Raw genomic sequence first — 22,566 nt, 5'->3', positions numbered from 1 at the left:
GTGCCGAAGCGCCAGGGTTTGCTGATGAAGGTCAACACGCTCCAGTTTTCTGGCCAAGTCACCTGTCAGGTCTCTGCTCAGCTCTCTGGCCAGCTCTCAGGAGACGGGTAGACCCCGGATCTCGCCGTGTTCGCCCGGGGTGACATTGTACCTGCTGTGCTTCCTGCGGACCTCAAAACACAAAAAACCCGGCCAGAGGCCGGGTTTTTCGTTTGAAACTGTCGTGGCTGAAGCTTAGGAGCCCAGGAAGCCAGCGAACTTGTTCTTGAAGCGGGACACACGGCCGCCGCGGTCCATCAGCTGACGGTCACCACCGGTCCATGCCGGGTGGGACGTCGGGTCGATGTCGAGCGTCAGGGTGTCGCCTTCCGCACCATAAGTGGAGCGGGTGGTGTATTCGGTGCCATCGGTCATGACGACCTTGATGGTGTGGTAGTCGGGATGAATATCCGCTTTCATGGCCGGTCCTTTCAAGCGCCCTGTGACAACCTTCCGGGAAAGCCGCCAAGCAAACGCAAAACGAAATGAGGGGCCGCCGATCCGGTTGCGGACGCCGCCCTCAGAAACATGAGGCGGGGATATACCCCATGGAAGGAGCCAAGACAAGGGGCAAATTCCGGCAATTTCCAGCTATCTCCGGCAAAGGATTTCAACCCCTCGCCGACGCGGCCCGCTTTCCTCCGACAAAGCCCTTTTAAAGCTCTTGGCGGCTTTGTCCAAAGTCATTGTCCGCACTGCGGAACATGCTAAGACGGGAAGGAACAACAAGGAGACCCCAGTGGCCGACGCCCCTGCCAACGAAACCCAATCCCCATCCGGAAAGTCCCGCAGATCGCTTCGCCCGCTTACCCGGCTGCTGCCGTATCTCTTCCGGCACAAGACCATGGTTGCAGCGGCAGTCGCAGCCCTGTTCTCGGCCGCCGTCATAACGCTTGTTCTTCCTGCGGCGGTCCGCCGGATGATCGACTTCGGCTTCGGCGCCGATGACCCCGCGCTGGTCAATTCCTATTTCGCCGTGCTGATCGGCGTGGTGTGCGCTCTCGCAACTGCCAGTTCCGTCCGCTATTTCCTGGTCATGTGGATTGGCGAACGGGTCGTCGCCGATGTGCGCTCCGATGTCTTTGCTCATATGACCAGGCTCAGCCCGGTCTTTTACGACAGCGCCAAATCCGGGGAAATCCTGTCGAGGCTGACGGCCGACACCACCCAGATCAAGGCTGCCTTCGGCTCCAGCGCGTCACTTGCCATGCGCAACCTGATCATGTTCCTGGGCGCTGCGGTGATGATGGTCGTCACCAGTCCAAGGCTTTCCGTCATCGTTCTGGCAGCTATCCCGGTCATTCTCATTCCCATTCTCGGCTTCGGGCGTCAGGTGCGCAGAAGGTCTCGCTTTGCCCAGGATACCCTTGCTGAAGCATCAGCCTATGCAAGTGAGATGTTGGGCTCGGTCCGCACGCTTCAGGCCTTTACCCATGAAAGCCGCAGCGCAGGCCGCTATGCAGATGCCGTCAATGCCGCCTTCCAGGCTGCCCGTCAGGCAATCGTGGCCCGCGCTGCGCTGACCGGCTTTGCCATCATGGTGATCGGGGCCAGCATCGTCGCCGTCCTCTGGATCGGTGCCAGCGACGTCTTCTCCGGCAGGATCACGGGTGGTGAACTCAGCCAGTTCCTGCTCTATTCCATTCTGGCGGCTGGATCCCTGGCTGCCCTCTCCGAAGTCTGGGGCGAACTTTCACAGGCAGCCGGCGCGGCAGAGCGCCTGTCGGAACTTCTGGAAATCCAGCCGGAAATCGCCGCACCTGAAAACCCGGTCAGCCTGCCCGAGACGCCGCGCGGCGAGATCGTCTTCCAGGATGTGTCTTTCGCCTATCGCAACGCGGAGAAAATGCCCGTCGTCCGCGACCTCAGCCTCACCATATCGCCGGGCGAAACCGTGGCCGTGGTCGGACCTTCAGGCGCAGGCAAGTCGACCCTCTTCAGCCTGCTGATGCGTTTCTACGATCCCGTCTCGGGTGACATCCGCCTCAATGGCGTTGCCCTGCCGGACCTCGACCCGGAAGACTTGCGCCGCCATATCGCACTGGTGCCGCAGGACACGGCTATCTTTGGCGCCAGCATTGCAGAGAACATCGCCTACGGACGGCCGGACGCCAGCCAGGAAGAAGTCATCGCCGCCGCGGAAGCAGCGCTTGCGGCCCCCTTCATCGAGAAGATGTCGGACGGCTACGACACCATTGTCGGCGAACGCGGCATTACTCTTTCCGGCGGCCAGCGCCAGCGCATTGCCATCGCCCGTGCCGTCCTGAAACACGCCCCCGTGCTGCTGCTGGACGAAGCCACAAGCGCGCTCGATGCGGAAAGCGAAAACCTGGTCCAGCAAGCCCTCGACCGGCTGATGGAGAACCGGACCACGCTGGTGATCGCACACCGGCTGGCAACGGTTCTCAAGGCAGACAGGATCGTGGTGATGGAAAACGGCCGGATTGTCGAAACCGGGACACACGGCGAACTGACCGCTGCCGGTGGCCTTTATGCCAAACTGGCGAGGCTCCAGTTTGGTGCCGAGCTGGACGCGGAAACCGCATAGCCCGTCAAACGTGAAAAGGGCGGCATGATTGCCGCCCTTCTTGGCTGATGAATGCCGATGTCGGATCACGCGTCGTCGGGAACCGCGACCGTGTAGTTGAGCGGCATGCGGCCGCCGTCGGCGAAGATCGTCTGACCGGTAACATAGCTGGCATCGCTGGACGCCAGGAAGGCGGCGACGCTGGCGATTTCGGACGGTTCGCCGACGCGCAGCATCGGCGTCCGCGACAGGATGCGGTTCTTCGCCGCCGGATCGCTGTTCACCGACGCCAGCATCTCGGTCATGATCGAGCCCGGCCCGATGGCGTTGACACGGATGCCGTACTGGGCAAGCGACAGGGCGGTCGTCTTGGTCAGCTGCGACATGCCACCCTTGGAAACGCAGTAGGGGATCTGGTTCGGGATCGCGAGCACCGAGTTGACCGACGACATGTTGACGATGCAGCCCGGCTCGCCACCGTTCTGAACCTTCTCCACCATGTGGCGGGCAACGGCCTGCGAGCACAGGAAAGCACCCTTCAGGTTGATCGACAGGACGCGCTCAAAATCCTCTTCTTCCAGGTCGAGGAAATCCGCGCCGACCACGATGCCGGCGTTGTTGACCAGCACATCGATGTCGCCATAGGCGTTCAGCGTTTCGGCAACCAGATTGCGAACGTCCAGACGTTCAGCGACGTTGCAATGGATGTACATTGCCTCGCCCTGCGATTTCAGATCTTCAGCCGCGGCTTCACCGGCTTCGTCATCCACATCGGCAATCACGACCTTCGCGCCATCGGCGACAAAGCGCTTGGCGACTGCAAATCCGATCCCACGGGCTGCCCCGGTAATGATGGCGACCTTATTCTCCAAAGACACGGAAACCTCACGGCTGCTTGAGTTTAATTCTGATGCGCAAATAGTGCGGGCCGCTTCGCGGCGGCCCGACATTAAGTGTCAAAAACGGCTGTGTCGATGGCTGTTATCGCCCTCCAGCAACGTCACCTGGTCAATTCAGACGGAAATTCCGTGTGTTTTGAGCGCTTCTGTAATCTCGTCCAGGATTGCCGGATCATCGATCGTGGCCGGCATTTTCCAGCTTTCTCCGTCGGCGATCTGGCGCATGGTGCCTCGAAGGATCTTGCCGGAACGCGTTTTCGGCAACCGGTCCACGGTGATCGCGATCTTGAACGCCGCCACCGGGCCGATCTTGTCGCGCACCAGCTTGACAAGCTCCTTCTCGATCTCGTCGTGGGTCCGGTCGACACCGGCTTTCAGAACAACGAACCCGCAGGGCAGCTGGCCTTTCAGCTTGTCTGCAATGCCGATGACGGCACATTCGGCAACATCGGGATGCGTGGCCAGCACCTCTTCCATGCCGCCCGTCGACAGTCGGTGGCCGGCAACGTTGATGATGTCGTCGGTCCGCGCCATGATCGACAGATACCCGTCGTCATCAATGATCCCGGCATCCGCGGTCTTGTAGTAACCGGGGAACTCGGCGAGATAGGCATCGAAGAACCGCTTGTCCGCGTTCCACAAAGTCGGCAACGAACCCGGCGGCAGCGGCAGTTGCACCACGATGTTGCCAAGCGTATTGGCGCCCAGCGGATGGCCGGCATCGTCCAGCACCTGAACGTCGTAGCCGGGCATCGGCACGGTGGGTGATCCCGGCTTGACCGGCAACTGACCGAGACCAACCGGGTTGCCGACGATGCACCAGCCGGTTTCCGTCTGCCACCAGTGGTCGATCACCGGCACCTGCAATTGGTCGATGGCCCAGTTGACCGTTTCAGGATCCGCACGCTCTCCCGCCAGGAACAGGGACCGGAACTGGGACAGATCGTATTTCTGGATCAGCTCGCCTTTCGGGTCTTCCTTGCGAATCGCCCTGAAGGCGGTCGGCGCCGTGAACAGCGAAACGATGTTGTGGTCGGAAATAACCCGCCAGAACGTTCCCGCATCCGGCGTCCCCACAGGCTTGCCCTCGAAGACGATCGTGGTGCAGCCGTGCAATAGCGGCGCGTAGCAGATGTAGGAATGGCCGACCACCCAGCCCACGTCTGATGCTGCCCAGAAAACTTCCCCCGGCTGAATGTCGTAAAGGTTCTTCATCGACCATTTCAGTGCCACCATGTGGCCGCCGTTATCGCGAACGACGCCCTTGGGCTGACCGGTCGTGCCGGAAGTGTAGAGGATATAGAGCGGGTCGGTTGCTTTCACCGGAACCGGTGCGATCCTGCGCCCGGCCGCGACAGCATCTGCCTGAAGAGCACCGAGATCGTGGTCCCTGCCCGCTTTCAGGTCCGCCGTCAGTTCCTCGCGCTGGAAGACGAGGCAGCTGCCCGGCTTATGCCTGGCAATATCGATGGCCTGATCGATCAGGGGCTTGTAGGCAATGACGCGGCCCGGCTCGATGCCGCAGGATGCTGCGATGATTGCCTTCGGGGTCGCATCATCGATTCGCGTTGCCAGCTCGTTTGCGGCGAAGCCGCCGAAGACGACGGAATGAATGACACCAAGACGCGCGCAAGCCAGCATCGCCATCACGGCCTGGGGGATCATCGGCATGTAGATGATGGCCCGGTCGCCCTTGACGAGGCCCTGGTCGGCCAGCACGCAGGCCATGGCCTCCACTTCTTCCAGAAGCTCCGCATACGTGTAGCTTGCTGTCCGTCCGGTAATCGGGCTGTCGTAGATAAGTGCCGGCTGGCCGGGACGACCGCGCTCCACGTGCCGGTCCAGGCAGTTGTAGCAGGTGTTGCACTCCCAATCCGGATACCAGCGGCCATATTGCCCTTGATCAGGATCGAACACCTTGTCGCCCGTCGAGACCCAGTCGATTTCCTCAGCGGCCTCTTTCCAGAACCCGAGCGGATCCTGTTTCCAGCCCTGGTAGATCTCGTGATACCGGCTTGCCATGACAATGTCCTCCCAAACACAAGCCCGGAGCCACAGCTCCGGCTTTTGCGGTCTAGAGTGCTGTAAGGGAACCCGAAATTGCAAGCCTCCGCTTATAGGCAATTCGGCCTTCGGGACTTTACGTAAGCACTCTGGCATGATTGTCTGCCGGGCCTGTCCGTTCTACTCCTCGCGTTTCTCAGCACATGATCCCAATTACTGATCCCTGGTTCTATGCGGCCGCCATTCCGTCGGTCTTTCTGGTCGGCCTGTCCAAGGGCGGGTTCGGCGGCACTTTCGCCATGCTTGGAGTGCCGATCATGGCGCTCGTCATTTCGCCGCTGCAGGCTGCCGGCATCATGTTGCCGATCCTGATCGTGATGGACATTGTTGCGCTGATTGCCTATCGCGGCCGTGCTGACTGGAAAACCCTCAGCATTCTTCTGCCCGCGGCCGTGATGGGCATTGGCATCGGCTGGGCCACGGCCGCCTATGTCAACGACTCCTTCGTCATCTTCCTGATCGGCATAATGTCCCTGGCCTTCGTCGCCGACTATCTCTTCAAGCAGCGCAAGATCACCACCGCGAGCGGCCACAATCTGCCGAAGGGCACGTTCTGGGGCATGATGGCAGGCTTCACCAGCTTCATCAGCCACACCGGCGGCCCACCCTTTCAGATGTACATGCTGCCGCTGCGCATGGCGCCCATGCTGTTTGCCGGAACGGCGGTCATCTTTTTCGCCACCGTGAACGCGATCAAACTGGTGCCCTATTTCCTGCTGGGACAATTCGACGCCACCAACCTGTCGACTTCCGTCACGCTGTTTCCAGTGGCGCTGGTGGCAACTCTTGTCGGTGTCTGGCTGGTGCGCATCGTCAAGGCGGAAATGTTCTACGCCATTATCTATATCTTCATGGGCGTGATCGGCGCCAAGCTGACTTATGACGGAATTGTCGGCCTTCTTGCCTGACATGGCGCGCGGGGTGGATCGTCTAAGGGGATACCCCCGCCAATGACCAATTGCACGGCAAACCGTTTCCGGTTTTGATACGGCCAAAATCAACCGGTCACCGTGCCTTCCCCCCAACGTGGCGGAGGGTACCAGATTGGTCTCAAGACGTTTTTGGCATCCCGTTCCCATCTGCTGGCGGGATGCTTCAGGGAGGATGGTCATGGATGCCAGCGTCAACCCCTTCGCCCGGGGTCTCGACAAGAACACCGCCAATTATGCACCGCTCAGTCCGCTGAGCTTCCTGGCAAGGGCGGCGGATGTGTTTCCGGACACGGTTGCGATCGTCCATGGTCGTCAGCGGACCGACTACCGGACCTTTTATCGGCGGGCGCGCCGGCTTGGATCCGCATTGACGCGGCTCGGAATCGGCAAGAACGATACGGTCAGCGTCATGCTGTCCAACGTGCCGCCGATGCTGGAAGCCCACTACGGGGTGCCGATGACCGGTGCGGTTCTGCATTCCATGAACACACGCCTCGACGCCGCTATCATTGCCTTCCAGCTCGACCATGCCGATTGCAAGGTGCTGATCACCGATCGTGAATATGCGCCGGTCGTCAAGGAAGCCCTGTCGATTGCGACGGTGACACCTACCGTGATCGACTTTTCCGACACGGAATTTCCGCAGGAAGGCGAACGTCTCGGCAGCCTCGACTATGAGGAATTCGTGCAATCGGGCGACCCGGACTTTGCCTGGTCGCTTCCCGATGACGAATGGGATGCGATCGCGCTCAACTACACCTCCGGCACCACGGGCAATCCGAAGGGCGTGGTCTACCACCACCGCGGCGCCTACCTGCTGGCCCAGGCGAATGTGATTACCGCCTCCATGGCCAAGCACCCGGTCTACCTCTGGACCCTGCCGATGTTCCACTGCAACGGCTGGTGTTTTCCCTGGTCCTTGTCGCTTGTCGCCGGAACCCATGTCTGTCTGCGCTGGGTCCGCCCGCAAACCATGTGGGACCTGATTGCCGATGAAGGCGTCACCCATCTGTGCGGCGCGCCGATCATCATGTCGACGCTCCTCAACGCAGCGCCCGAGCACAAGCGCGATCTTGACCGCGAAGTGGAATTCTTCACCGCCGCCGCCCCGCCGCCGGAAAGCGTGCTCGCTGCCATGAAAACCGCCGGTTTCAACGTCACCCATCTCTATGGCCTTACGGAAGTCTACGGCCCGGCGGTCGTCAACGACTGGAAGGTCGAATGGAACGACCTGCCGCTTGCCGAACAGGCACAGAAAAAGGCACGCCAGGGCGTACGCTATGTCGCGCTGGAAGGTCTGACGGTGCTCGACCCGGAAACGCTGGAGCCAGTGCCTGCCGATGGCGAGACCCTTGGCGAGGTCATGTTCCGCGGCAATGTCGTGATGAAGGGCTACCTGAAAAACCCGGAAGCGACCGAGAAGGCCTTCAAGGGCGGCTGGTTCCATTCCGGAGACCTCGGCGTCCTGCATCCCGACGGCTATGTCCAGCTGAAGGACCGGTCCAAGGACATCATCATCTCCGGCGGCGAGAACATCTCCTCCATCGAAGTGGAAGAAGTGCTCTACAAGCACGCCGACGTGCAGGCCGCGGCTGTGGTGGCGAAACCGGACGAGAAATGGGGCGAAACCCCTTGTGCCTTTGTCGAGTTGAAGGACGGTTCAACGGTTAGCGAGGCCGACCTGATTGCCTTCTGCAGGCAGCACCTTGCCAGCTTCAAGGCTCCGAAGACTGTTGTCTTCTGCGAATTGCCCAAGACCTCGACAGGCAAAATCCAGAAATTCGCCCTGCGCGAGCAGGCAAAGGCGCTCTAGGGGCTGAAAACAAAAACGCCGCGCAATGCGCGGCGTTCAATCTCAGAGGAACTGCCCTCTAATGGAGCGTTTCCTTTTCCCGTATTCGCGTAATCTCATCCTTGATCTTGAGCTTTTGACGCTTCATGTCAGCCAATTGCAGGGAGTCTGTACTCGGATGTAACTGAGCGTCTTCAATCTTGCGTTCCATTTCCGCGTGACGGCGCTCAAGTTCTGCGAGATGCGACTGCATTGACATGGATAACCTCCTGTCTGTTGGCTCAACATTTTCATCGTGCCACAGGAATTCCGGCGTTGTCGATTGTTCTTTGCGCATAGCTTGAGCGTTTCGCCGTCAAATTATGCATTCTCGCTGCTATCCTTAGGAAACCCTGAAGAAGCGGCCCCAATTAAGACACTTAAAACTCACGAAAATTACCCTTGAAAGATTTGCCAGTTCACAAGTTTTCAACATACGAAATCGTGACCTGCACCCCGGTTCGCGTGACGAAAGCAAGGGACTTTTGAAAACCGGCCACCGGCTGGCCTAAGATGATATCTTGCCCGTCATCGGCAAAATGGATTAGGACTTATCTCCTGTTTGGGGGACATAGATGGCGCAGATGGATAGTGATGCGTTGCGTTTGCAACTGGCGCAGCTTCGCCAGGAACACAGAGATCTTGATGCGGCCGTCGAGGCACTCGCCTCAACTTCGAACCAAGATGCCTTGCAGCTGCAGCGGCTGAAGAAGAAGAAACTGATGATCAAGGACCGGATCACGGCACTTGAGGATCAGCTGTTCCCGGACATCATCGCCTGAGCTTGCCTGCCAGCGCGTTTCCCGCATCGGCACCATGCACCCCGAATGTGAATTTCCGACACGAAATCTGCCGATTCGCGCTTGCGATGCGCGGCGCGCTGCCTATACTCCGCGGCTCTTCTGAGCCCGCCGGAAACTGGAGCATTTTATGGCCAAAGCGGATGTCGCCATCATCATGGGAAGTCAGTCGGACTGGCCGACAATGAAACACGCCGCCGACACGCTGGACCAGCTCGGTGTCAGCTACGAGGCACGCATCGTCTCTGCCCACCGCACGCCGGACCGGATGTACGACTTCGCCAAGAGCGCAAAGGCCGAAGGCTTCAAGATAATCATCGCAGGCGCAGGCGGTGCAGCCCATCTTCCGGGCATGACCGCGGCCCTGACGCCGCTGCCCGTCTTCGGTGTTCCGGTCGAAAGCAAGGCGCTTTCCGGCGAGGACAGTCTCCTGTCCATCGTGCAGATGCCCGCCGGCATTCCGGTCGGCACGCTTGCCATCGGCAAGGCGGGTGCCACCAACGCCGCCCTGCTGGCCGCTGCCGTCCTGGCCCTGCATGATCCGGCAATCGACGCCGCCCTCACCGCCTTCCGCGCCGAGCGCACTGCCGCTGTCGCCGAAACGCCATCCAACGACTGAAATAGCCCGACGCGGGCAGGATCCATACCATGAACGCCAAAACCCGTTTGAGCCCAGGCGACACCATCGGCATCCTTGGTGGAGGCCAGCTCGGCCGGATGCTGGCACAGTCGGCCGCCAGCCTTGGCCTGAAGACACATATCTTCTGCCCGGATCCGAACAGTCCCGCTTTTGACGTCAGCGCCACCTTCACGGTTGCGCCCTATGAGGACATCGACGCGCTCGACCGCTTCGCCTCTTCCGTCGACGCCGTCACCTATGAATTCGAAAACGTGCCGGGCCCGACGGCTGCCCATCTCGACGCCAAGGTTCCGGTGCGCCCGGGTGTGCGTGCGCTTGAGGTTTCGCAGGATCGGCTGTTTGAAAAGCAGTTTCTCTCCGGTGCCGGTGTTGCCATTGCCGACTTCGCCGACATTGCCTCGCAGCAGGATCTCGATGAAGCCGTCGCGCGTTTTGGCGGACAGGGTGTTCTGAAGACCCGCCGCTTCGGCTACGACGGCAAAGGGCAACAGATGATCCGCAAGCCCGAGGATGCCGACGGCGCCTTCGAAAAGCTCGGCGCGGTGCCGATGGTGCTCGAAGCGCTTATCCCCTTCGAATGTGAAGTCTCCGTGATTGTCGCGCGGGACCTGGACGGCGGCATTGCCTGCTACGACGTTGCCCGGAACCACCACGAAAACCACATCCTGAAAACCTCGACTGTTCCGGCCGGCGTCTCGCAGGCAACGCTGGACGCAGCCCGTGCGATGGCCGGGAAGATTGTTGCCGGTCTGGATTACGTCGGCGTCATGGGCGTTGAGATGTTCCTGGTGCGCGAGGCTGCGGGCGAAAGACTGCTGGTCAACGAGATTGCACCGCGCGTTCACAATTCCGGACACTGGACGCAGGACGCCTGCCTGACGTCCCAGTTCGACCAGCACATTCGTGCTGTCGCCGGCTGGCCACTGGGCTCCGCCGAGCGGCATTCGGATGCCGTCATGGAAAATCTCATCGGCTTCGACGCCGACAGCTGGCAGGAGGTTCTCAAGGAACCCGCTGCCCGTCTGCATCTTTACGGCAAGGCCGAAACCCGAGAAGGCCGCAAGATGGGCCACGTCAACTGGATCTCGGAAAAGTCCTGAACAGGACCATCTGAAAAGCATTGAAAAAGCCCCGGACACAAGCCGGGGCTTTCTGGTTTTGACGCCGATACGTTGCCAACACGGGGCTGGCTCAGCCGGGCACGAGACCCAGCTTCTCCCGCCGGGCAAAGCGCAGGTTCGCCAGCACCGCGACGGAGGCAAGGCCGCCCGCCAGGCCGCACCAGACACCGACCCCGCCCCATTCGGCGACAAAACCCAGTCCAAGCGACAGGCTGATGCCGACGACCCAATAACCAAACAGGGCGTAGAAAAGCGGTATCGTGGTGTCGCCCAGGCCGCGCAGGTTATTGACACCGATAATCTGGCCACCATCGGCAAGCTGGAACAGTGCCGCGACCGTGAGGAACGAGACGCCATAGGCCATCACTTCCCTGGCTTCAGGGTCGCTGAGGTCGAGATATGCACCCACCAGCTGCTCCGGGATCGTCCAGAACAGAATGGCAAAAAGACCCATGAACAGCATGGTCACGACCAGCGCGGTCCAGCCGGCGCGGCCGACCCCCTTGTGGTCGTCCCGCCCGGAAGCAAGGCTGACGCGGGTCATGGCGGCCACGGACAGACCGACAGGCACCATGAAGGTGATGGATGCGATCTGCAGGGCGATGCCGTGACCGGCGAGCGGCAGCGTGCCCAGCCAGCCGATCATCACCGACGAGGCCGTGAACAGGGAGCCCTCTGCAATGATTGTCAGTGCAATCGGCGTTCCCAGCCGGACGATCTGGAAGAAGACAGGCCAGTCCGACCGCCAGATACGGCCCAGAATGTTGTAGCGCCGAAGCCTGGGGTGCAGCACGGCATACGCCAGCAGGAACAGGAATGTCGTTGTCGCACTGATGACCGAGGCAATCCCCGCCCCAACCAGTTCCAGGCGCGGGAAACCGAGTTCGCCGAAAATCAGCACATAATCCAGGAACGCGTTCGCGATGGCACCGGCAATCGTCGCCCAGAGCACCACCTGCGTCCGCTCCATTACGGTCAGGAAGCCGCGCACGGCCATGATCAGCAGAGCCGGCAACATGGTCCATTGCAGATAGACCATGTAGACCCCCGCGAGCCTGGCCAGTTCCGGCTCCTGCCCCAGCATCAGCAGGATAGGCTCGATGAAGATCAGGATGCCCCAGACCGGGATGCAGAACAGGACGGAAATCCAGAAGCCCATGCGCACGGCCCGGCGCAGGTCGCGCAGCTTTCTCTGGCCACGGGCGCGGGCGGCAAGCGGAATCACCGCCTGCAGCACACCCATGCCGAAAAACCAGACCAGCATGTAGAAATTGAAGGCCAGCACGGAGGCAGCAAGCTCCTGCGCGCCGAGACGTCCGATCATCAGAACGTCCGTGGTATTGATGGCCATCTGGGCCAACTGGGCCCCGGCAAGCGGCAACCCCAGAGAAAGGGTAGGCCGTATGTCGCTCCGCCAAAGGGACTGGCTCTTGTCCGAATCGGGAGCCCTTGACGCGTTCTGCGCCATTGTTTCCTCCAACAATGTGGGCAAGGTCACGCCTTCTTGCACGAGGCTCTTTTGACCGGGGTGAGACATCCACCTCTAGTCGTGATACTGTCCGGTGTCCACACTTGTTCTACGGGTTGGGGACACGCTCCGGCGCAGGTGCCGGAATCCGATTTTGGCGGGTTTCTTTGCGAATGCCTGTGGACACATAGGGTTTGCTCTGGTATTAAGCGCGCCAAAGTGAGCGACGCGTCAGCGGCGATAAGGTCTCTGTACACAAGTGGATGCTTGATTGATCGGTAAACCGATGGGCATCCGCATGTGTTTTTGAAACCACCGTAAGGTTCGTTGGCGAAGCCTCGCTTCCATCATGGTTATTCTTGCTGCGGATCCTCTGCAGCGCATCGAAAACGGGAAAAAACGCGTGCAGGTTCTGGTTCGCGACAACAATGTCGATCAAGCGCTGAAGGCGCTCAAGAAAAAGATGCAGCGCGAAGGCATCTTCCGTGAAATGAAACTTCGCGGTCACTTTGAAAAACCGTCTGAAAAGAAGGCGCGTGAAAAGGCTGAAGCAATTCGCCGTGCACGCAAGCTGGCTCGCAAGCGGGCACAGCGTGAAGGCCTGCTCCCGGGCAAGTCTGCTCGCCGCTAAGTTCGGCTTGAGCGTTTCTGGCGGATTTGGCCGCCAATCTTCTCAAAACTGCCCTAAGGCCGACCGAAGTTCCGGTCGGCTTTTGGCGTTTTGCGGGGAATGCATCCGGCTTGGTTCAAAGAGCCCGAAGCAGCCATACTCCCGCCCTATTGGAGGCAGATGAACGGCATGTCTAATCGCTTGACCCTTAGAGATCGTATGTGCCGCATGCGCAAGTTTCTGCCCCATGCAACGTTGCTTGGCCTTGCAGCCGTGCTGTCGGCCTGCACCACGGGCGTCTACGACGATGTGCCGACCAATGCTTCGGCCGGGTCTTCGACCAACATCGCCTCTCTGACGGCGGTGATCGATGCCAATCCGAACGATGCAAGCGCCTACAGCACCCGCGGCATTGCCTACGGCCAGGCCGGCAAGCTGGACAAGGCGGTCGAGGACTTCAATCGGGCTCTGCAGCTCAACCCGCAGTCCTACCAGACCTATGCCAACCGCGGCCTTGTCTATCGCCGCATGGGCCAGAACGATCAGGCGGTCTCCGACTACACCCGCGCGATCAACATCAAGCCGGACTATGACGTGGCCTATGTCGGGCGTGGCAACATCTATCGCCAACAGGGCAACTACAACGCTGCCCTTGCCGACTTCAATTCCGTCATCACCCGTGACAGCAGCGATGCCCGTGCGTTCTACAATCGCGGCCTGATCTACCAGGCGCAGAACCAGCATCAGCGCGCGATCGAGGACTTCGCGACCGCCATCGGCCTCAACCCGAAGGCAAGCGCTCCCTATATCGCTCGCGGCATCTCCTACATCGCTGTAAACGACCCGAACGCCGCCTTCTCGGATCTGTCGATGGCCGTCAACCTCGACCGGGATTCCGCAATTGCCTGGGCAAACCGGGGCCTCGCCCAGGAAATGCTCAACAATCCGAAGGATGCGCGCCGGAGCTACACCCGCGCGATCACGCTGGACAACTCCAACAAGATTGCCCGCGAAGGTCTTGGCCGCGTCGGCAACGGCTGATCCGGCCACGATATTCAGCAAGCCTTTTCATCCAATATCGCGCCCGCACATCGCTGCGTGCGCAGGTTGCGCAATCGCACCCTTTTCGACGTCAACGTTCATTCGTGTTAGCGTTTTCAAAGCGATTCGCCACGAAGCCGTTCCAGACGAAGAAAAGCCAGCTTCGCACCATGACAGCCAGTCCCATTCTCGTAACTTCGCCAACCACGCGTTCAGGAACAACGCTCCTGCAGCGGCTGATCACGAGTTCGGAAAACGGAATTTGCTACGGGGAAACCTGTGGTCGCCGCATCATCAACTTGTGCGAGTTTGCGCATAAGGAGATTGTAAACGTCCAGAACAACCAGGAACGGCAAGCCTTCGAATGGAACAATATCCTCGAAGAGAACTATGACTACTGGATGGTTGGTCTGGATCTGCCGGCAGAATTTCCAACCCATGCGCTGGTTGGAGCCGTGCAGGTCTACAGGCAGAGCTACGACGATGCGACGCAGGCAATCGACAAGGATATCTGGGCGGTAAAGGTTCCCAATGTTTCCTTTCAAAGCGTCGTCAAGACGTCGGACCTGATCAGCGACCTCAAATGCATCTACATCTATCGGAATGTCTACGATGTCCTGCGGTCGCAGAAGTCGAAGGGCTGGATCACTGACCTGTCGAAGCTTGTGGAAGGCTGCACCGAGTGGATCGCAAACACGGAAGTGATCGTCACGCTGAAGCGCAATCAATTCGAAAACCTGCCGGCAATGCTGCACGTCGTCGAATATGAGGACCTGACGGAAAACCTTCAGGAGAATATCGACCGGATAGAGGCCTTCACCAATCTAACGGGCATCAAGCCTGAAGTGGCCGACACGAAGATCAACACCTGGAAACCGACGTCAGCAACGAACTTCGAGCCAGAAGTTTCCTATACGCCGCCTCAAAACCTGTCCCGTCAGGAATGCGAAATCATCGATAAGATCTGCGGTCACCGCATGCGGGAGCTCTATCCCGACCTGCAGATGGAAAGATATCTGGCGAACGCCTGACCGCGACCTTGGACAGCCGTCTTGAGCTGACCGGCAAACCAATCACCATCACCAATGATCGTCAGAACGGTACTTCGGACCGGAAACAGATCCGCTCCCCATGCGCCGGATGGTGCAGTTCAAGCGTTTCGGCGTGGAGCGAAAGCCTGCTAGAGGCTGTCAGCGCCTCACCTTCCGAATAGAACCTGTCGCCGGTGATTGGATGCCCGAGCGAAAGCATGTGGACACGCAGTTGATGCGACCGTCCCGTATGGGGAAACAGCCGAACCCGCGTCGTCAGTTCTTTCCGCTCAAGTACCTTCCACCTGGTTAGTGCAGGTTTGCCAAACTCGAAGCTGACCATCTGCTTGGGCCTGTTCGGCCAGTCGCAAACGAGCGGCAGATCAATTTCTCCCTCGTCTTCTGACGGGCTCCCCCAGATATCGGCAATGTAGGTCTTGAGCGTCTTGCGCCGTTCGAACTGAAGCCCCAGATGCCGATGAGCTGCGGGGTTCCTTGCCAGAACCATGACACCGGACGTATCCATGTCGAGCCGGTGAACGATCCGCGCATCTGGGAAGCGCTCCTGCGCGCGGCTTTCGACGCAGTCGCCATGTTCGGCAGCCTTGCCTGGCACGCTCAAAAGCCCGCTCGGCTTGTCGATCACCAGAAGATCGTCATCTGCGTGCAGAACCGTCAGAAACGGCTCCAGCGGCGGGTCATAGACAAAGGATGCTGGCGCGGCTTGGCTCATCGCACTTGGGGTCCAAGAACAAAAGGAAAAGGCGCGGATCTGACCGCGCCTTTCCAAAAACAGATTTGTTCGTCTGTGCTGGCCGGACCATGAAGGCCGGAGGCTTAGCTCAGACGGTCAGGATCGCCAGGATGCCGCTCAGAACGAAGACAGCTGCAGGCGGGATCCAGCCGGATGCACCCAGAGCCATGCCGACAGCGGTGGCAATGAGGGTTGCGATCAGCAGCAGCCAGCCAAAAACGGTAGCAGCGGTGCCGCCAAAGGCGAACATGATCAGGCAGACGACAATGGTCAGGACTGCGATCGTGCCGATCTTGGAGAAGTTGATGAACCCCTCGTAAGTCTGCTCGTGAGCGTCATAGTCCATTGCGGGCGCAGTTTCGTCAGACATGAAGTCCCCCAGGAAAATTCGATAGTCGGCAGCCTACATACAATAAAGCCTGCCGGTTCGGCAATGACGGGAAGTGCACAATTCGTCACACAGGTCGCGACTTTTTGACAGCTTTGGCTTTGGCATCCCGTTCCGCACTGAAATCCTTCGCACAATCAGGCAGCATGTGAGGCTCCGGCAAGCCCGGCTGAAGCCAGTACATCGTTCTGGCGCTTGCGCACGGTTGCCGCTTCAAAACCGTCGATCTGCTCGTTGAACAGCTCAAAGAAATTGAGTTCCGCCCGCAGGTGCAGGAACACTCCGCCCAACCCGATTGCCGCCCGGTCCATGAAGACGAACTCCTGCGGCACTGTCAGCGGCCCCAGTTGCTTCAGGGCGGAATGAACGCGGAAGGCTTCCTTGCGTCCGTATTCGGCAGCCGACACGCCGTCCGCGATCGATCGGACCCGGTCACTGAGCAGAGGACCGTAGATGAACCTTGCCCAGATGTTCAGGACCTCGATGACTTCCTTCTTCAGGTCTTTGAAGCCCCAGCGCTCATAGGCCGCGACGACCCGATCGTCATTTTCTTCCAGCAGGCCACGATAGAGTTCGACGACGCCCTCGACAAATGCCTCGGGGAAGATGCGGATGCAGCCGTAGTCCAGCAGATTGATGCCCGCCGGAGCGCCTTCCTGCTCGAACACGGTGTAGTTGCCCAGATGCGGGTCACCGTGAATGACGCCGAAATGACTGAACGGGTGCCACCAGGCATGGAACATGGTCCTGGCGAGCAGATTGCGCTCGTCCTGGCTGTGTTCCTTGTAGTCGAGCAGAGGCTTACCGGTGATCCACCCCATTGTGAGCAGGCGCTTGGTCGACAGCTCCGGGATTACTTCGGGTACGCGGATACGGTCGAAGTCTCCCAGGATGCCCTGATAGACGGCGATATGTGCCGCCTCCCTGGCATAGTCCAGCTCCTCACGGACCCGGGCGCTGATTTCCTTGGCGATCTCGCGCGTATCGATGGCCGGGCTCATGCGCCGGTGCAATGAAAACAGCATCTGCAGTTGCTTGAGATCCGCCTCGACTGCAGAAGCCATGTCCGGATATTGCAGCTTGCAGGCCAGAACGCGCCCATCATGGCCGGTGGCCCTGTGCACCTGTCCAAGGGAAGCCGCTGCGGCCGGCTCCTTGCCGAATTCGGCAAACCGGCCTTGCCAGTCCGCACCGAGCTCGGCCCGCATCCGGCGTTTGACGAAGGCCCAGCCCATGGGCGGTGCACTGGCCTGCAGCTTGGCAAGTTCGGTCGTATATTCCGGCGGCAATGCATCCGGGATCGTCGACAAGAGCTGTGCCACCTTCATCAAGGGGCCTTTCAGCCCGCCAAGGGCCGCGGCCAGTTCGGCCGCGTTCTTGGCATTGTCGAGTTCCATGCCGAACAACCGTGCCCCGGCCACCTTTGCGGCAATGCCACCCATGTTGGTGCCGACTTTGGCGTAGCGCCCCATGCGGGCGCTGAGGCGGTTGCTTTCACGGTCTTTGCTGTCGGCCATGCGGTGGCGGGCTCCCTTGTAACAACTGGCGTTCCGGGAACGCCCGATGCATCGAACCGTTGGATACGGTCTCCTGGCACTACATATGAACTACCGCAACAATATCCAGCTCCACCAGCCGCTATTCCGACGCAGGCGTCCAACTGCCCGGGAACGCCCGGCTGTTTTCAGAAATAGCCGCTCCTGCCGATATCCGCGAGCAGGCCGCATTCTTCCGGCTGCCAGCCGAGCGCAGCCCTGGTCCTGTCGCAGGACGCAGGACCATCCATTCCGGCAAAGAGACCCAGGAAGCCAAAATAGGATTCTGCGTCTTCCGGGGTGAGCGAGCGCACGGGAAGGCCCAGCCCGTGGCCGATTGCCTGGGCGATTGCGCGGAAAGGAATGCCCTCTTCGCCGATTGCGTGAAAAGGACCATCTGTATCCGGTGTTTCAAGTGCCAGACGATAAGCCCTTGCCGCATCCAGACGGTGCACTGCGGGCCAGCGGTTTTCTCCATCGCCAACATAGGCGGCAAACCTCTTCTCCCGGGCGATGCCGATCAACATCGGGACAAAACCATGATCCCCCGGTCCATGAACCGAGAAAGGCAGACGGACCACTCTGGCGTTGATCCCGGTCTTCACCAACTCGGCCGCGGCGGCTTCGGTAGCTCTGGGATAGGCCGATGAGGTTGGAACCGCCGGATCGGCTTCTGTTGCCACCGGTCCGGACCGGACAACGGCAACACCCGAGGTAACCAGCATCGGCCGATCTGTTCCGGATAGCCCCTCGCCGAGGGTCAGAATGGCGGCACGGTCTTCCTCACAGCTTGCGGCAAAGCGCGAAAAATCATGATTGAACGCCGTGTGCACGACAGCGTCACTTGCCCTCGCTCCATCACGAAGGCTGGTGTGATCCTCCAGTGACCCGATCTGCACTTGTGCCCCTTGAGACCGGAGGAGCGCGGCCCCTCTTTCCGATCGGCTGAGGCCAAGCACCTGATGGCCTGCCTGCAACAACTCCGAAACGACTGCGGAGCCAACAAACCCTGTTGCGCCGGTAACGAAAACTCGCATGAAAACACTCCGTTGGTTGAACGGCGAGCAGTCTTGCGGCAATATTTATCCAGTTAAAGTAGTGACTTTATACAGGTATAATGACTGACAGGATAAGATGGCGGATATCCAGGAAGACAATAGACTGGGCCGGTTCCTGAAGGATCGCAGGGCAAAACTGGATCCCGCCGCATTCGGTATTCCCCTCACCCGCCGGCGAACGCCGGGCCTGAGGCGCGAAGAAGTCGCACACCGCGCGAATGTAAGCGTCACCTGGTACACATGGCTTGAACAGGGACGTGGCGGTGCACCTTCGGCCGACGTCCTTGACCGGGTTTCAAAGGCCCTGATGCTGACGGATGTCGAACGCGAGCATCTTTATCTTATCGGGCTCGGCCGTGCCCCTGACGTTCGCTACCAACCGCAGGAAGGCGTGTCGCCCCGACTTCAGAACGTTCTGGATGCCCTGGAACAGACCCCTGCCATGATCAGGACCCACACTTGGGACGTCGTTGCCTGGAATCGCGCTTCTTCGGCCGTCCTGACCGACTACGCCAGCTTGCCCCCCGGCGAACGCAACATTTTGCGGTTGATCTTCAGCGACCCGAGGGTCCGCAATATCCAGGCGGATTGGGAAAGCGTCGCCCGTTTCGTCGTCGGTGCTTTTCGGGCCGATGTGGTACGCGCCGGCGCCGCATATGAAACCACAACCCTGGTAGAGGAATTGTGCCAGCTGAGCCCGGATTTCGAACGCCTGTGGAAGGACCATGACGTCCTCGCCTCAGACGACCTTACCAAGCGGTTGAAGCACCCTGTGGCCGGCTGGATGAGCCTTGAATGTTCGACCTTTGCCGTAGACGGCCGTGCGGACCTTGCGATGATGGTCTACCACCCGGCGAGCGCTGAAGACCGGGAAAAGGTCAGGACACTGATTGACGCTCAGCACACAGCACGATCTTCCGCTAGCCGAGACTGATTTTTTCCAGCGCCCGGGCCAGATCGTCCCGTGTTGCCACGAGGCCCTTGTAGGCAAGCTGATCCGGATCAAGCGCAAGAAGCTGCTTGCGGAGCCCTTCCGCCAGCCCTGCACGCCCTTCCTGCGCTTCCAGTGCCGCCAACGGATCGTGATGGATCTTGATGGTGAACAGGATATCGCCGGACCCGGGCAGACGCCGCAAGGTTTGCCGCTCGACCCGGAGGAAAAGCTGGGCCAGTGCACCGTCGTCAATCTTGACGCGGATCTGTTTCGGCAAGGGATGGTGAAGGTCGCCGTCGGGATAGATCGACCAGTTGAAGCGCTCCAGAAACTGTCCGGCTTTCAGATTGTCGAATATCCGGGCCACCATCATTCCCATGCGGCTTCCGTTGAAGCCGGGAACATTGTCGTGAATGCCCGTCATGGACTGGCCGAACTTCTCCGCCAGAGACCAGGACGAGGGAAAACAGAGCGCGGCAGCCGTGAGCCTGTAGCCGTCCTGACCGGGCCGCATCAAGACAAGATCTTCCTGTACAAGGCTTGCAGCCGTTACGAGCGTCGGAGACCCGGCAAGCGGGATGCGCGCGCCGGTGGCGACGATCTCGACTTCGGCATCCCCGACCCGGTGGGTATCTGCATGAAACCGCGAGAGGTTTTCCGTGAGGAGGCCCAGGACCTCCTGCTGCGCGGCGTCTGTGTCCGGCTCTGCACGGAAAACCGTTTCCAGATGATCGGAAAACAGCCGTTTCTTCTCACCCAGATGTTTCGCCAGAAAGGGATCGGGTTCCAGCCAGGCCTCTTCACCGATCGGCTTCAGACCGACGGTGAAAGGCTGGCTGGTGCCGTCATAGGGCGTGTGGTGGAAGGGTGGCAGCGCTGTCCGTGTCATCGGAAACCGCGTCAAGCCTCTTCCAGGGCTTCGAGTTCGTCGATGATCCGCTCGATCACCGACAGGCCCTTTTTCCAGAAATCCGGATCGACCGCGCTCAGTCCGAACGGAGCCAGAAGTTCGGAATGGTGCTTGGTACCACCAGCCTTCAGAAGATCGAAATACTTCTCCTGGAAGCCGGTCTCCGCTTCCTCGTAAACCGCATAAAGCGAGTTCACCAGGCAATCGCCAAAGGCATACGCATAGACATAGAACGGAGAATGGATGAAGTGCGGAATATAGGTCCAGAAGGTTTCATAGCCTTCACTCAACTTGATCGCCGGACCGAGGCTTTCGCCCTGCACGGACAGCCACAATTCACCGATCTTGTCCGACGTCAGCTCGCCATTGCGCCGTTCCGTGTGAACCTTGCGCTCAAAGGTGTAGAAGGCGATCTGGCGCACCACGGTGTTGATCATGTCCTCCGCCTTGGAGGCCAGCATCACCTTGCGGGTCTGCGGGTTGTCCGCCTTGGCAAGCAGGGATTTGAACGTCAGCATCTCGCCGAAGACGCTGGCCGTTTCCGCCAGGGTCAGCGGTGTCGGCGCCATCAGTGGTCCGTTGGGTGCCGCCAGCACCTGGTGAACGCCGTGACCCAGTTCATGGGCGAGGGTCATCACGTCGCGGATCTTGCCCTGGTAGTTGACCAGCACATAGGGATGTGCGCTTGGCACTGTCGGATGGGCAAAGGCACCGGGCGCCTTGCCGGAGCGGGCCGGCGCATCGATCCAGCGCCGGTCGAAGAACCGGCCTGCGATTTCCGCCATGTCGGGTGAAAAGGCGCTGTAGGCGGACAGCACCGTGTCCTTCGCTTCGTCCCAGGGGATCACCCGCGTGTCGGCATTCGGCAGAGGTGCGTTGCGGTCCCAGGTGTTGAGCTGGTCCATGCCCAGCCACTTTGCCTTCAGCTTGTAGTAACGATGCGACAGGCGCGGATAGGCGTCGCGCACGGCTGCCACCAGCGCATCGACAACTTCCCGCTCGACCCGGTTGGAAAGATGGCGGCTGTCGGCAATATCCGTGAAATTCCGCCAGCGGTCGGAGATTTCCTTGTCCTTGGCCAGCGTGTTGGTGATCAGCGTGAAGGTGCGCAGGTTTTCCTTGAAGGTCTGCGTCAGAGCTTCCGACGCCTTGCGGCGGGTATCGGGCGAAGAATCCACCAGCATGTTGAGCGTCGGTTCAATCGACAGTTCCTGGCCGTCGACATCGAACGTCAGCGAGGCCATCGTCTCGTCGAAGAGCCTGTTCCAGGCACCAGCGCCCGTAACGGACTTTTCGTGGAACAGTTGCTCCACCCGGTCTTCCAGCTGATAGGGCTTGCCTTTGCGCAGATCCTCGATCCACGGCAGGTAATGTGCAAACTGGCTGTCCTGGAGTGCAGTTTCCATCACGCCATCATCGATCTTGTTCATCTCCAGCGTGAAGAACAGAAGATGCGAACTTGCTGTCGTTATCTGCTCCTGCACATCGCCATAGAATTTCTGCGACGCGGGTTTGATCGTGTTTTCCGAATAGACAAGGCCGGCGAAGGAAATCAGCCTGCCCATCAGGTCTTCAAGTTCCTCATAGGCGCGAATTGCGGTGACCAGCGCAGAAACGTTGCTCTGCGCCATTTCGGCCAGTCGCCCCTTGTAGGACGTCTCGAAGGTTTTCGACCGCTCCAGGATCTCCTTCAGGTCGGCAGCAACCTCCGGCGCGTCGACGGCGGGATAGAGATCCGTGAGGTCCCATTCGGGAAGCGCTCCGAGATCTCCTGAAGCGGCGGCCTGGGGGGCATGGACGGGATGTGGGATGGGCAAGTTTTTTCTCCGGTGCGCCTGCGGACGAACGGGTCCGGCAATCATCTGTTGTTAGAATTAGTAGGCCGGGAAAAGGTCCGCCTGCAATCTGACTGTGAAAACTTTTTTGCCTGCACTTGGACGATTTGTTTACCCAATTGCGACCAGAATGGTTCGAAACGAGACAA

General features: G+C 59.9%; 21 protein-coding genes. 10 read left to right on the top strand and 11 right to left on the bottom strand.

Annotated elements, in window-relative coordinates; all coding sequences use genetic code 11:
- Positions 1–234: 234 nt before the first annotated feature.
- A complete protein-coding gene (rpmE, locus tag FIV03_RS10670) occupies positions 235–459 on the bottom strand; it encodes a 50S ribosomal protein L31 (protein WP_006932159.1) in 225 nt (74 codons plus the stop codon).
- A gap of 319 nt (positions 460–778) precedes the next feature.
- Between rpmE and FIV03_RS10665 the strand changes: the two genes are divergently transcribed.
- Complete coding sequence (locus FIV03_RS10665; RefSeq protein WP_077291755.1) at positions 779–2,587, top strand: ABC transporter transmembrane domain-containing protein; 1,809 nt, start codon at positions 779–781, stop codon at positions 2,585–2,587.
- A gap of 65 nt (positions 2,588–2,652) precedes the next feature.
- Here FIV03_RS10665 and FIV03_RS10660 read toward each other — a convergent pair whose 3' ends face one another.
- Positions 2,653–3,444 (bottom strand): 3-oxoacyl-ACP reductase family protein, encoded by a 792-nt coding sequence (locus FIV03_RS10660; protein WP_055661189.1) that lies wholly within the window; start codon positions 3,442–3,444, stop codon positions 2,653–2,655.
- Between the two features lie 135 nt (positions 3,445–3,579).
- Positions 3,580–5,487: a propionyl-CoA synthetase gene (locus FIV03_RS10655; protein ID WP_152509542.1), complete on the bottom strand. Its 1,908-nt coding sequence runs from the start codon at positions 5,485–5,487 to the stop codon at positions 3,580–3,582.
- Between the two features lie 185 nt (positions 5,488–5,672).
- Between FIV03_RS10655 and FIV03_RS10650 the strand changes: the two genes are divergently transcribed.
- The gene (locus tag FIV03_RS10650) at positions 5,673–6,437 is read left to right on the top strand and encodes a sulfite exporter TauE/SafE family protein (protein ID WP_023003494.1); all 765 of its coding nucleotides are present in this window, start codon (positions 5,673–5,675) and stop codon (positions 6,435–6,437) included.
- A gap of 202 nt (positions 6,438–6,639) precedes the next feature.
- On the top strand, positions 6,640–8,274 hold the full coding sequence (locus FIV03_RS10645; protein ID WP_152509541.1) for an acyl-CoA synthetase: 1,635 nt from the start codon (positions 6,640–6,642) through the stop codon (positions 8,272–8,274).
- A gap of 58 nt (positions 8,275–8,332) precedes the next feature.
- Here FIV03_RS10645 and FIV03_RS10640 read toward each other — a convergent pair whose 3' ends face one another.
- The gene (locus FIV03_RS10640; RefSeq protein WP_031270536.1) at positions 8,333–8,512 is read right to left on the bottom strand and encodes a DUF465 domain-containing protein; all 180 of its coding nucleotides are present in this window, start codon (positions 8,510–8,512) and stop codon (positions 8,333–8,335) included.
- Positions 8,513–8,867: 355 nt separating this feature from the next.
- On the opposite strand from FIV03_RS10640, the gene FIV03_RS10635 reads away from it, so the two are divergent.
- The 3 genes from FIV03_RS10635 to FIV03_RS10625 all read left to right on the top strand — a co-directional run bounded on the left by FIV03_RS10635 (position 8,868) and on the right by FIV03_RS10625 (position 10,832).
- Complete coding sequence (locus tag FIV03_RS10635; protein WP_023003497.1) at positions 8,868–9,074, top strand: DUF465 domain-containing protein; 207 nt, start codon at positions 8,868–8,870, stop codon at positions 9,072–9,074.
- A gap of 148 nt (positions 9,075–9,222) precedes the next feature.
- Entirely contained in the window at positions 9,223–9,711 is a 489-nt protein-coding gene (gene purE, locus FIV03_RS10630) for a 5-(carboxyamino)imidazole ribonucleotide mutase (protein ID WP_055661187.1), read from the top strand.
- A 29-nt stretch (positions 9,712–9,740) separates the two neighbouring features.
- Complete coding sequence (locus FIV03_RS10625) at positions 9,741–10,832, top strand: 5-(carboxyamino)imidazole ribonucleotide synthase (protein ID WP_152509540.1); 1,092 nt, start codon at positions 9,741–9,743, stop codon at positions 10,830–10,832.
- 91 nt (positions 10,833–10,923) lie between these two features.
- Here FIV03_RS10625 and FIV03_RS10620 read toward each other — a convergent pair whose 3' ends face one another.
- Positions 10,924–12,321: an MATE family efflux transporter gene (locus FIV03_RS10620; protein ID WP_062487024.1), complete on the bottom strand. Its 1,398-nt coding sequence runs from the start codon at positions 12,319–12,321 to the stop codon at positions 10,924–10,926.
- Positions 12,322–12,724: 403 nt separating this feature from the next.
- Between FIV03_RS10620 and rpsU the strand changes: the two genes are divergently transcribed.
- From rpsU to FIV03_RS10605, 3 genes are all read left to right on the top strand, one after another.
- Complete coding sequence (gene rpsU / locus FIV03_RS10615; RefSeq protein WP_008188883.1) at positions 12,725–12,952, top strand: 30S ribosomal protein S21; 228 nt, start codon at positions 12,725–12,727, stop codon at positions 12,950–12,952.
- 207 nt (positions 12,953–13,159) lie between these two features.
- Positions 13,160–13,972, top strand: a complete 813-nt coding sequence (locus FIV03_RS10610) for a tetratricopeptide repeat protein (protein WP_023003502.1) — start codon at positions 13,160–13,162, stop codon at positions 13,970–13,972.
- Between the two features lie 170 nt (positions 13,973–14,142).
- Positions 14,143–15,003 carry a sulfotransferase gene (locus FIV03_RS10605; protein WP_152509539.1) on the top strand — a complete coding sequence of 287 codons (861 nt, stop codon included), beginning with the start codon at positions 14,143–14,145 and terminating at the stop codon, positions 15,001–15,003.
- Positions 15,004–15,064: 61 nt separating this feature from the next.
- On the opposite strand, the gene FIV03_RS10600 is transcribed toward FIV03_RS10605, so the two are convergent.
- The 4 genes from FIV03_RS10600 to FIV03_RS10585 all read right to left on the bottom strand — a co-directional run bounded on the left by FIV03_RS10600 (position 15,065) and on the right by FIV03_RS10585 (position 18,717).
- Positions 15,065–15,736, bottom strand: coding sequence for a pseudouridine synthase (locus tag FIV03_RS10600; RefSeq protein WP_152509538.1), 672 nt, complete (start codon positions 15,734–15,736; stop codon positions 15,065–15,067).
- Between the two features lie 109 nt (positions 15,737–15,845).
- Positions 15,846–16,127 (bottom strand): aa3-type cytochrome c oxidase subunit IV, encoded by a 282-nt coding sequence (locus tag FIV03_RS10595; protein ID WP_023003505.1) that lies wholly within the window; start codon positions 16,125–16,127, stop codon positions 15,846–15,848.
- Between the two features lie 155 nt (positions 16,128–16,282).
- The gene (locus FIV03_RS10590) at positions 16,283–17,662 is read right to left on the bottom strand and encodes an AarF/ABC1/UbiB kinase family protein (protein WP_152509537.1); all 1,380 of its coding nucleotides are present in this window, start codon (positions 17,660–17,662) and stop codon (positions 16,283–16,285) included.
- A gap of 167 nt (positions 17,663–17,829) precedes the next feature.
- On the bottom strand, positions 17,830–18,717 hold the full coding sequence (locus FIV03_RS10585) for an SDR family oxidoreductase (RefSeq protein ID WP_152509536.1): 888 nt from the start codon (positions 18,715–18,717) through the stop codon (positions 17,830–17,832).
- Between the two features lie 97 nt (positions 18,718–18,814).
- Here FIV03_RS10585 and FIV03_RS10580 point away from each other — a divergent pair, with 97 nt between their 5' ends.
- The gene (locus tag FIV03_RS10580; RefSeq protein WP_152509535.1) at positions 18,815–19,672 is read left to right on the top strand and encodes a helix-turn-helix transcriptional regulator; all 858 of its coding nucleotides are present in this window, start codon (positions 18,815–18,817) and stop codon (positions 19,670–19,672) included.
- Here FIV03_RS10580 and FIV03_RS10575 read toward each other — a convergent pair.
- Both FIV03_RS10575 and FIV03_RS10570 read right to left on the bottom strand, forming a co-directional pair.
- On the bottom strand, positions 19,659–20,561 hold the full coding sequence (locus FIV03_RS10575; protein WP_152509534.1) for a DUF3445 domain-containing protein: 903 nt from the start codon (positions 20,559–20,561) through the stop codon (positions 19,659–19,661). The genes FIV03_RS10580 and FIV03_RS10575 overlap by 14 nt on opposite strands.
- Positions 20,562–20,572: 11 nt before the next feature.
- The gene (locus tag FIV03_RS10570; protein WP_229004916.1) at positions 20,573–22,399 is read right to left on the bottom strand and encodes a M3 family oligoendopeptidase; all 1,827 of its coding nucleotides are present in this window, start codon (positions 22,397–22,399) and stop codon (positions 20,573–20,575) included.
- Positions 22,400–22,566: the final 167 nt, after the last annotated feature.

The sequence above is a fragment of the Labrenzia sp. THAF187b genome (genome assembly GCF_009363375.1).
Taxonomy (GTDB): Bacteria; Pseudomonadota; Alphaproteobacteria; order Rhizobiales; family Stappiaceae; genus Roseibium; species Roseibium algicola.
The sequence above is the reverse complement of the archived record's forward strand: the minus strand, read 5'-3'. Positions and strand labels throughout refer to the sequence as shown.

Excerpts from the sequence above, each read along its gene's own strand:
- rpmE (WP_006932159.1), bottom strand. The coding sequence starts at position 459 with ATGAAAGCGGATATTCATCCCGACTACCACACCATCAAGGTCGTCATG.
- FIV03_RS10655 (WP_152509542.1), bottom strand. The coding sequence starts at position 5,487 with ATGGCAAGCCGGTATCACGAGATCTACCAGGGCTGGAAACAGGATCCG.
- FIV03_RS10650 (WP_023003494.1), top strand. The coding sequence starts at position 5,673 with ATGATCCCAATTACTGATCCCTGGTTCTATGCGGCCGCCATTCCGTCG.
- FIV03_RS10645 (WP_152509541.1), top strand. The coding sequence starts at position 6,640 with ATGGATGCCAGCGTCAACCCCTTCGCCCGGGGTCTCGACAAGAACACC.
- FIV03_RS10640 (WP_031270536.1), bottom strand. The coding sequence starts at position 8,512 with ATGTCAATGCAGTCGCATCTCGCAGAACTTGAGCGCCGTCACGCGGAA.
- FIV03_RS10635 (WP_023003497.1), top strand. The coding sequence starts at position 8,868 with ATGGCGCAGATGGATAGTGATGCGTTGCGTTTGCAACTGGCGCAGCTT.
- purE (WP_055661187.1), top strand. The coding sequence starts at position 9,223 with ATGGCCAAAGCGGATGTCGCCATCATCATGGGAAGTCAGTCGGACTGG.
- FIV03_RS10625 (WP_152509540.1), top strand. The coding sequence starts at position 9,741 with ATGAACGCCAAAACCCGTTTGAGCCCAGGCGACACCATCGGCATCCTT.
- FIV03_RS10620 (WP_062487024.1), bottom strand. The coding sequence starts at position 12,321 with ATGGCGCAGAACGCGTCAAGGGCTCCCGATTCGGACAAGAGCCAGTCC.
- FIV03_RS10610 (WP_023003502.1), top strand. The coding sequence starts at position 13,160 with ATGCGCAAGTTTCTGCCCCATGCAACGTTGCTTGGCCTTGCAGCCGTG.
- FIV03_RS10605 (WP_152509539.1), top strand. The coding sequence starts at position 14,143 with ATGACAGCCAGTCCCATTCTCGTAACTTCGCCAACCACGCGTTCAGGA.
- FIV03_RS10600 (WP_152509538.1), bottom strand. The coding sequence starts at position 15,736 with ATGAGCCAAGCCGCGCCAGCATCCTTTGTCTATGACCCGCCGCTGGAG.
- FIV03_RS10595 (WP_023003505.1), bottom strand. The coding sequence starts at position 16,127 with ATGTCTGACGAAACTGCGCCCGCAATGGACTATGACGCTCACGAGCAG.
- FIV03_RS10590 (WP_152509537.1), bottom strand. The coding sequence starts at position 17,662 with ATGGCCGACAGCAAAGACCGTGAAAGCAACCGCCTCAGCGCCCGCATG.
- FIV03_RS10585 (WP_152509536.1), bottom strand. The coding sequence starts at position 18,717 with ATGCGAGTTTTCGTTACCGGCGCAACAGGGTTTGTTGGCTCCGCAGTC.
- FIV03_RS10580 (WP_152509535.1), top strand. The coding sequence starts at position 18,815 with ATGGCGGATATCCAGGAAGACAATAGACTGGGCCGGTTCCTGAAGGAT.
- FIV03_RS10575 (WP_152509534.1), bottom strand. The coding sequence starts at position 20,561 with ATGACACGGACAGCGCTGCCACCCTTCCACCACACGCCCTATGACGGC.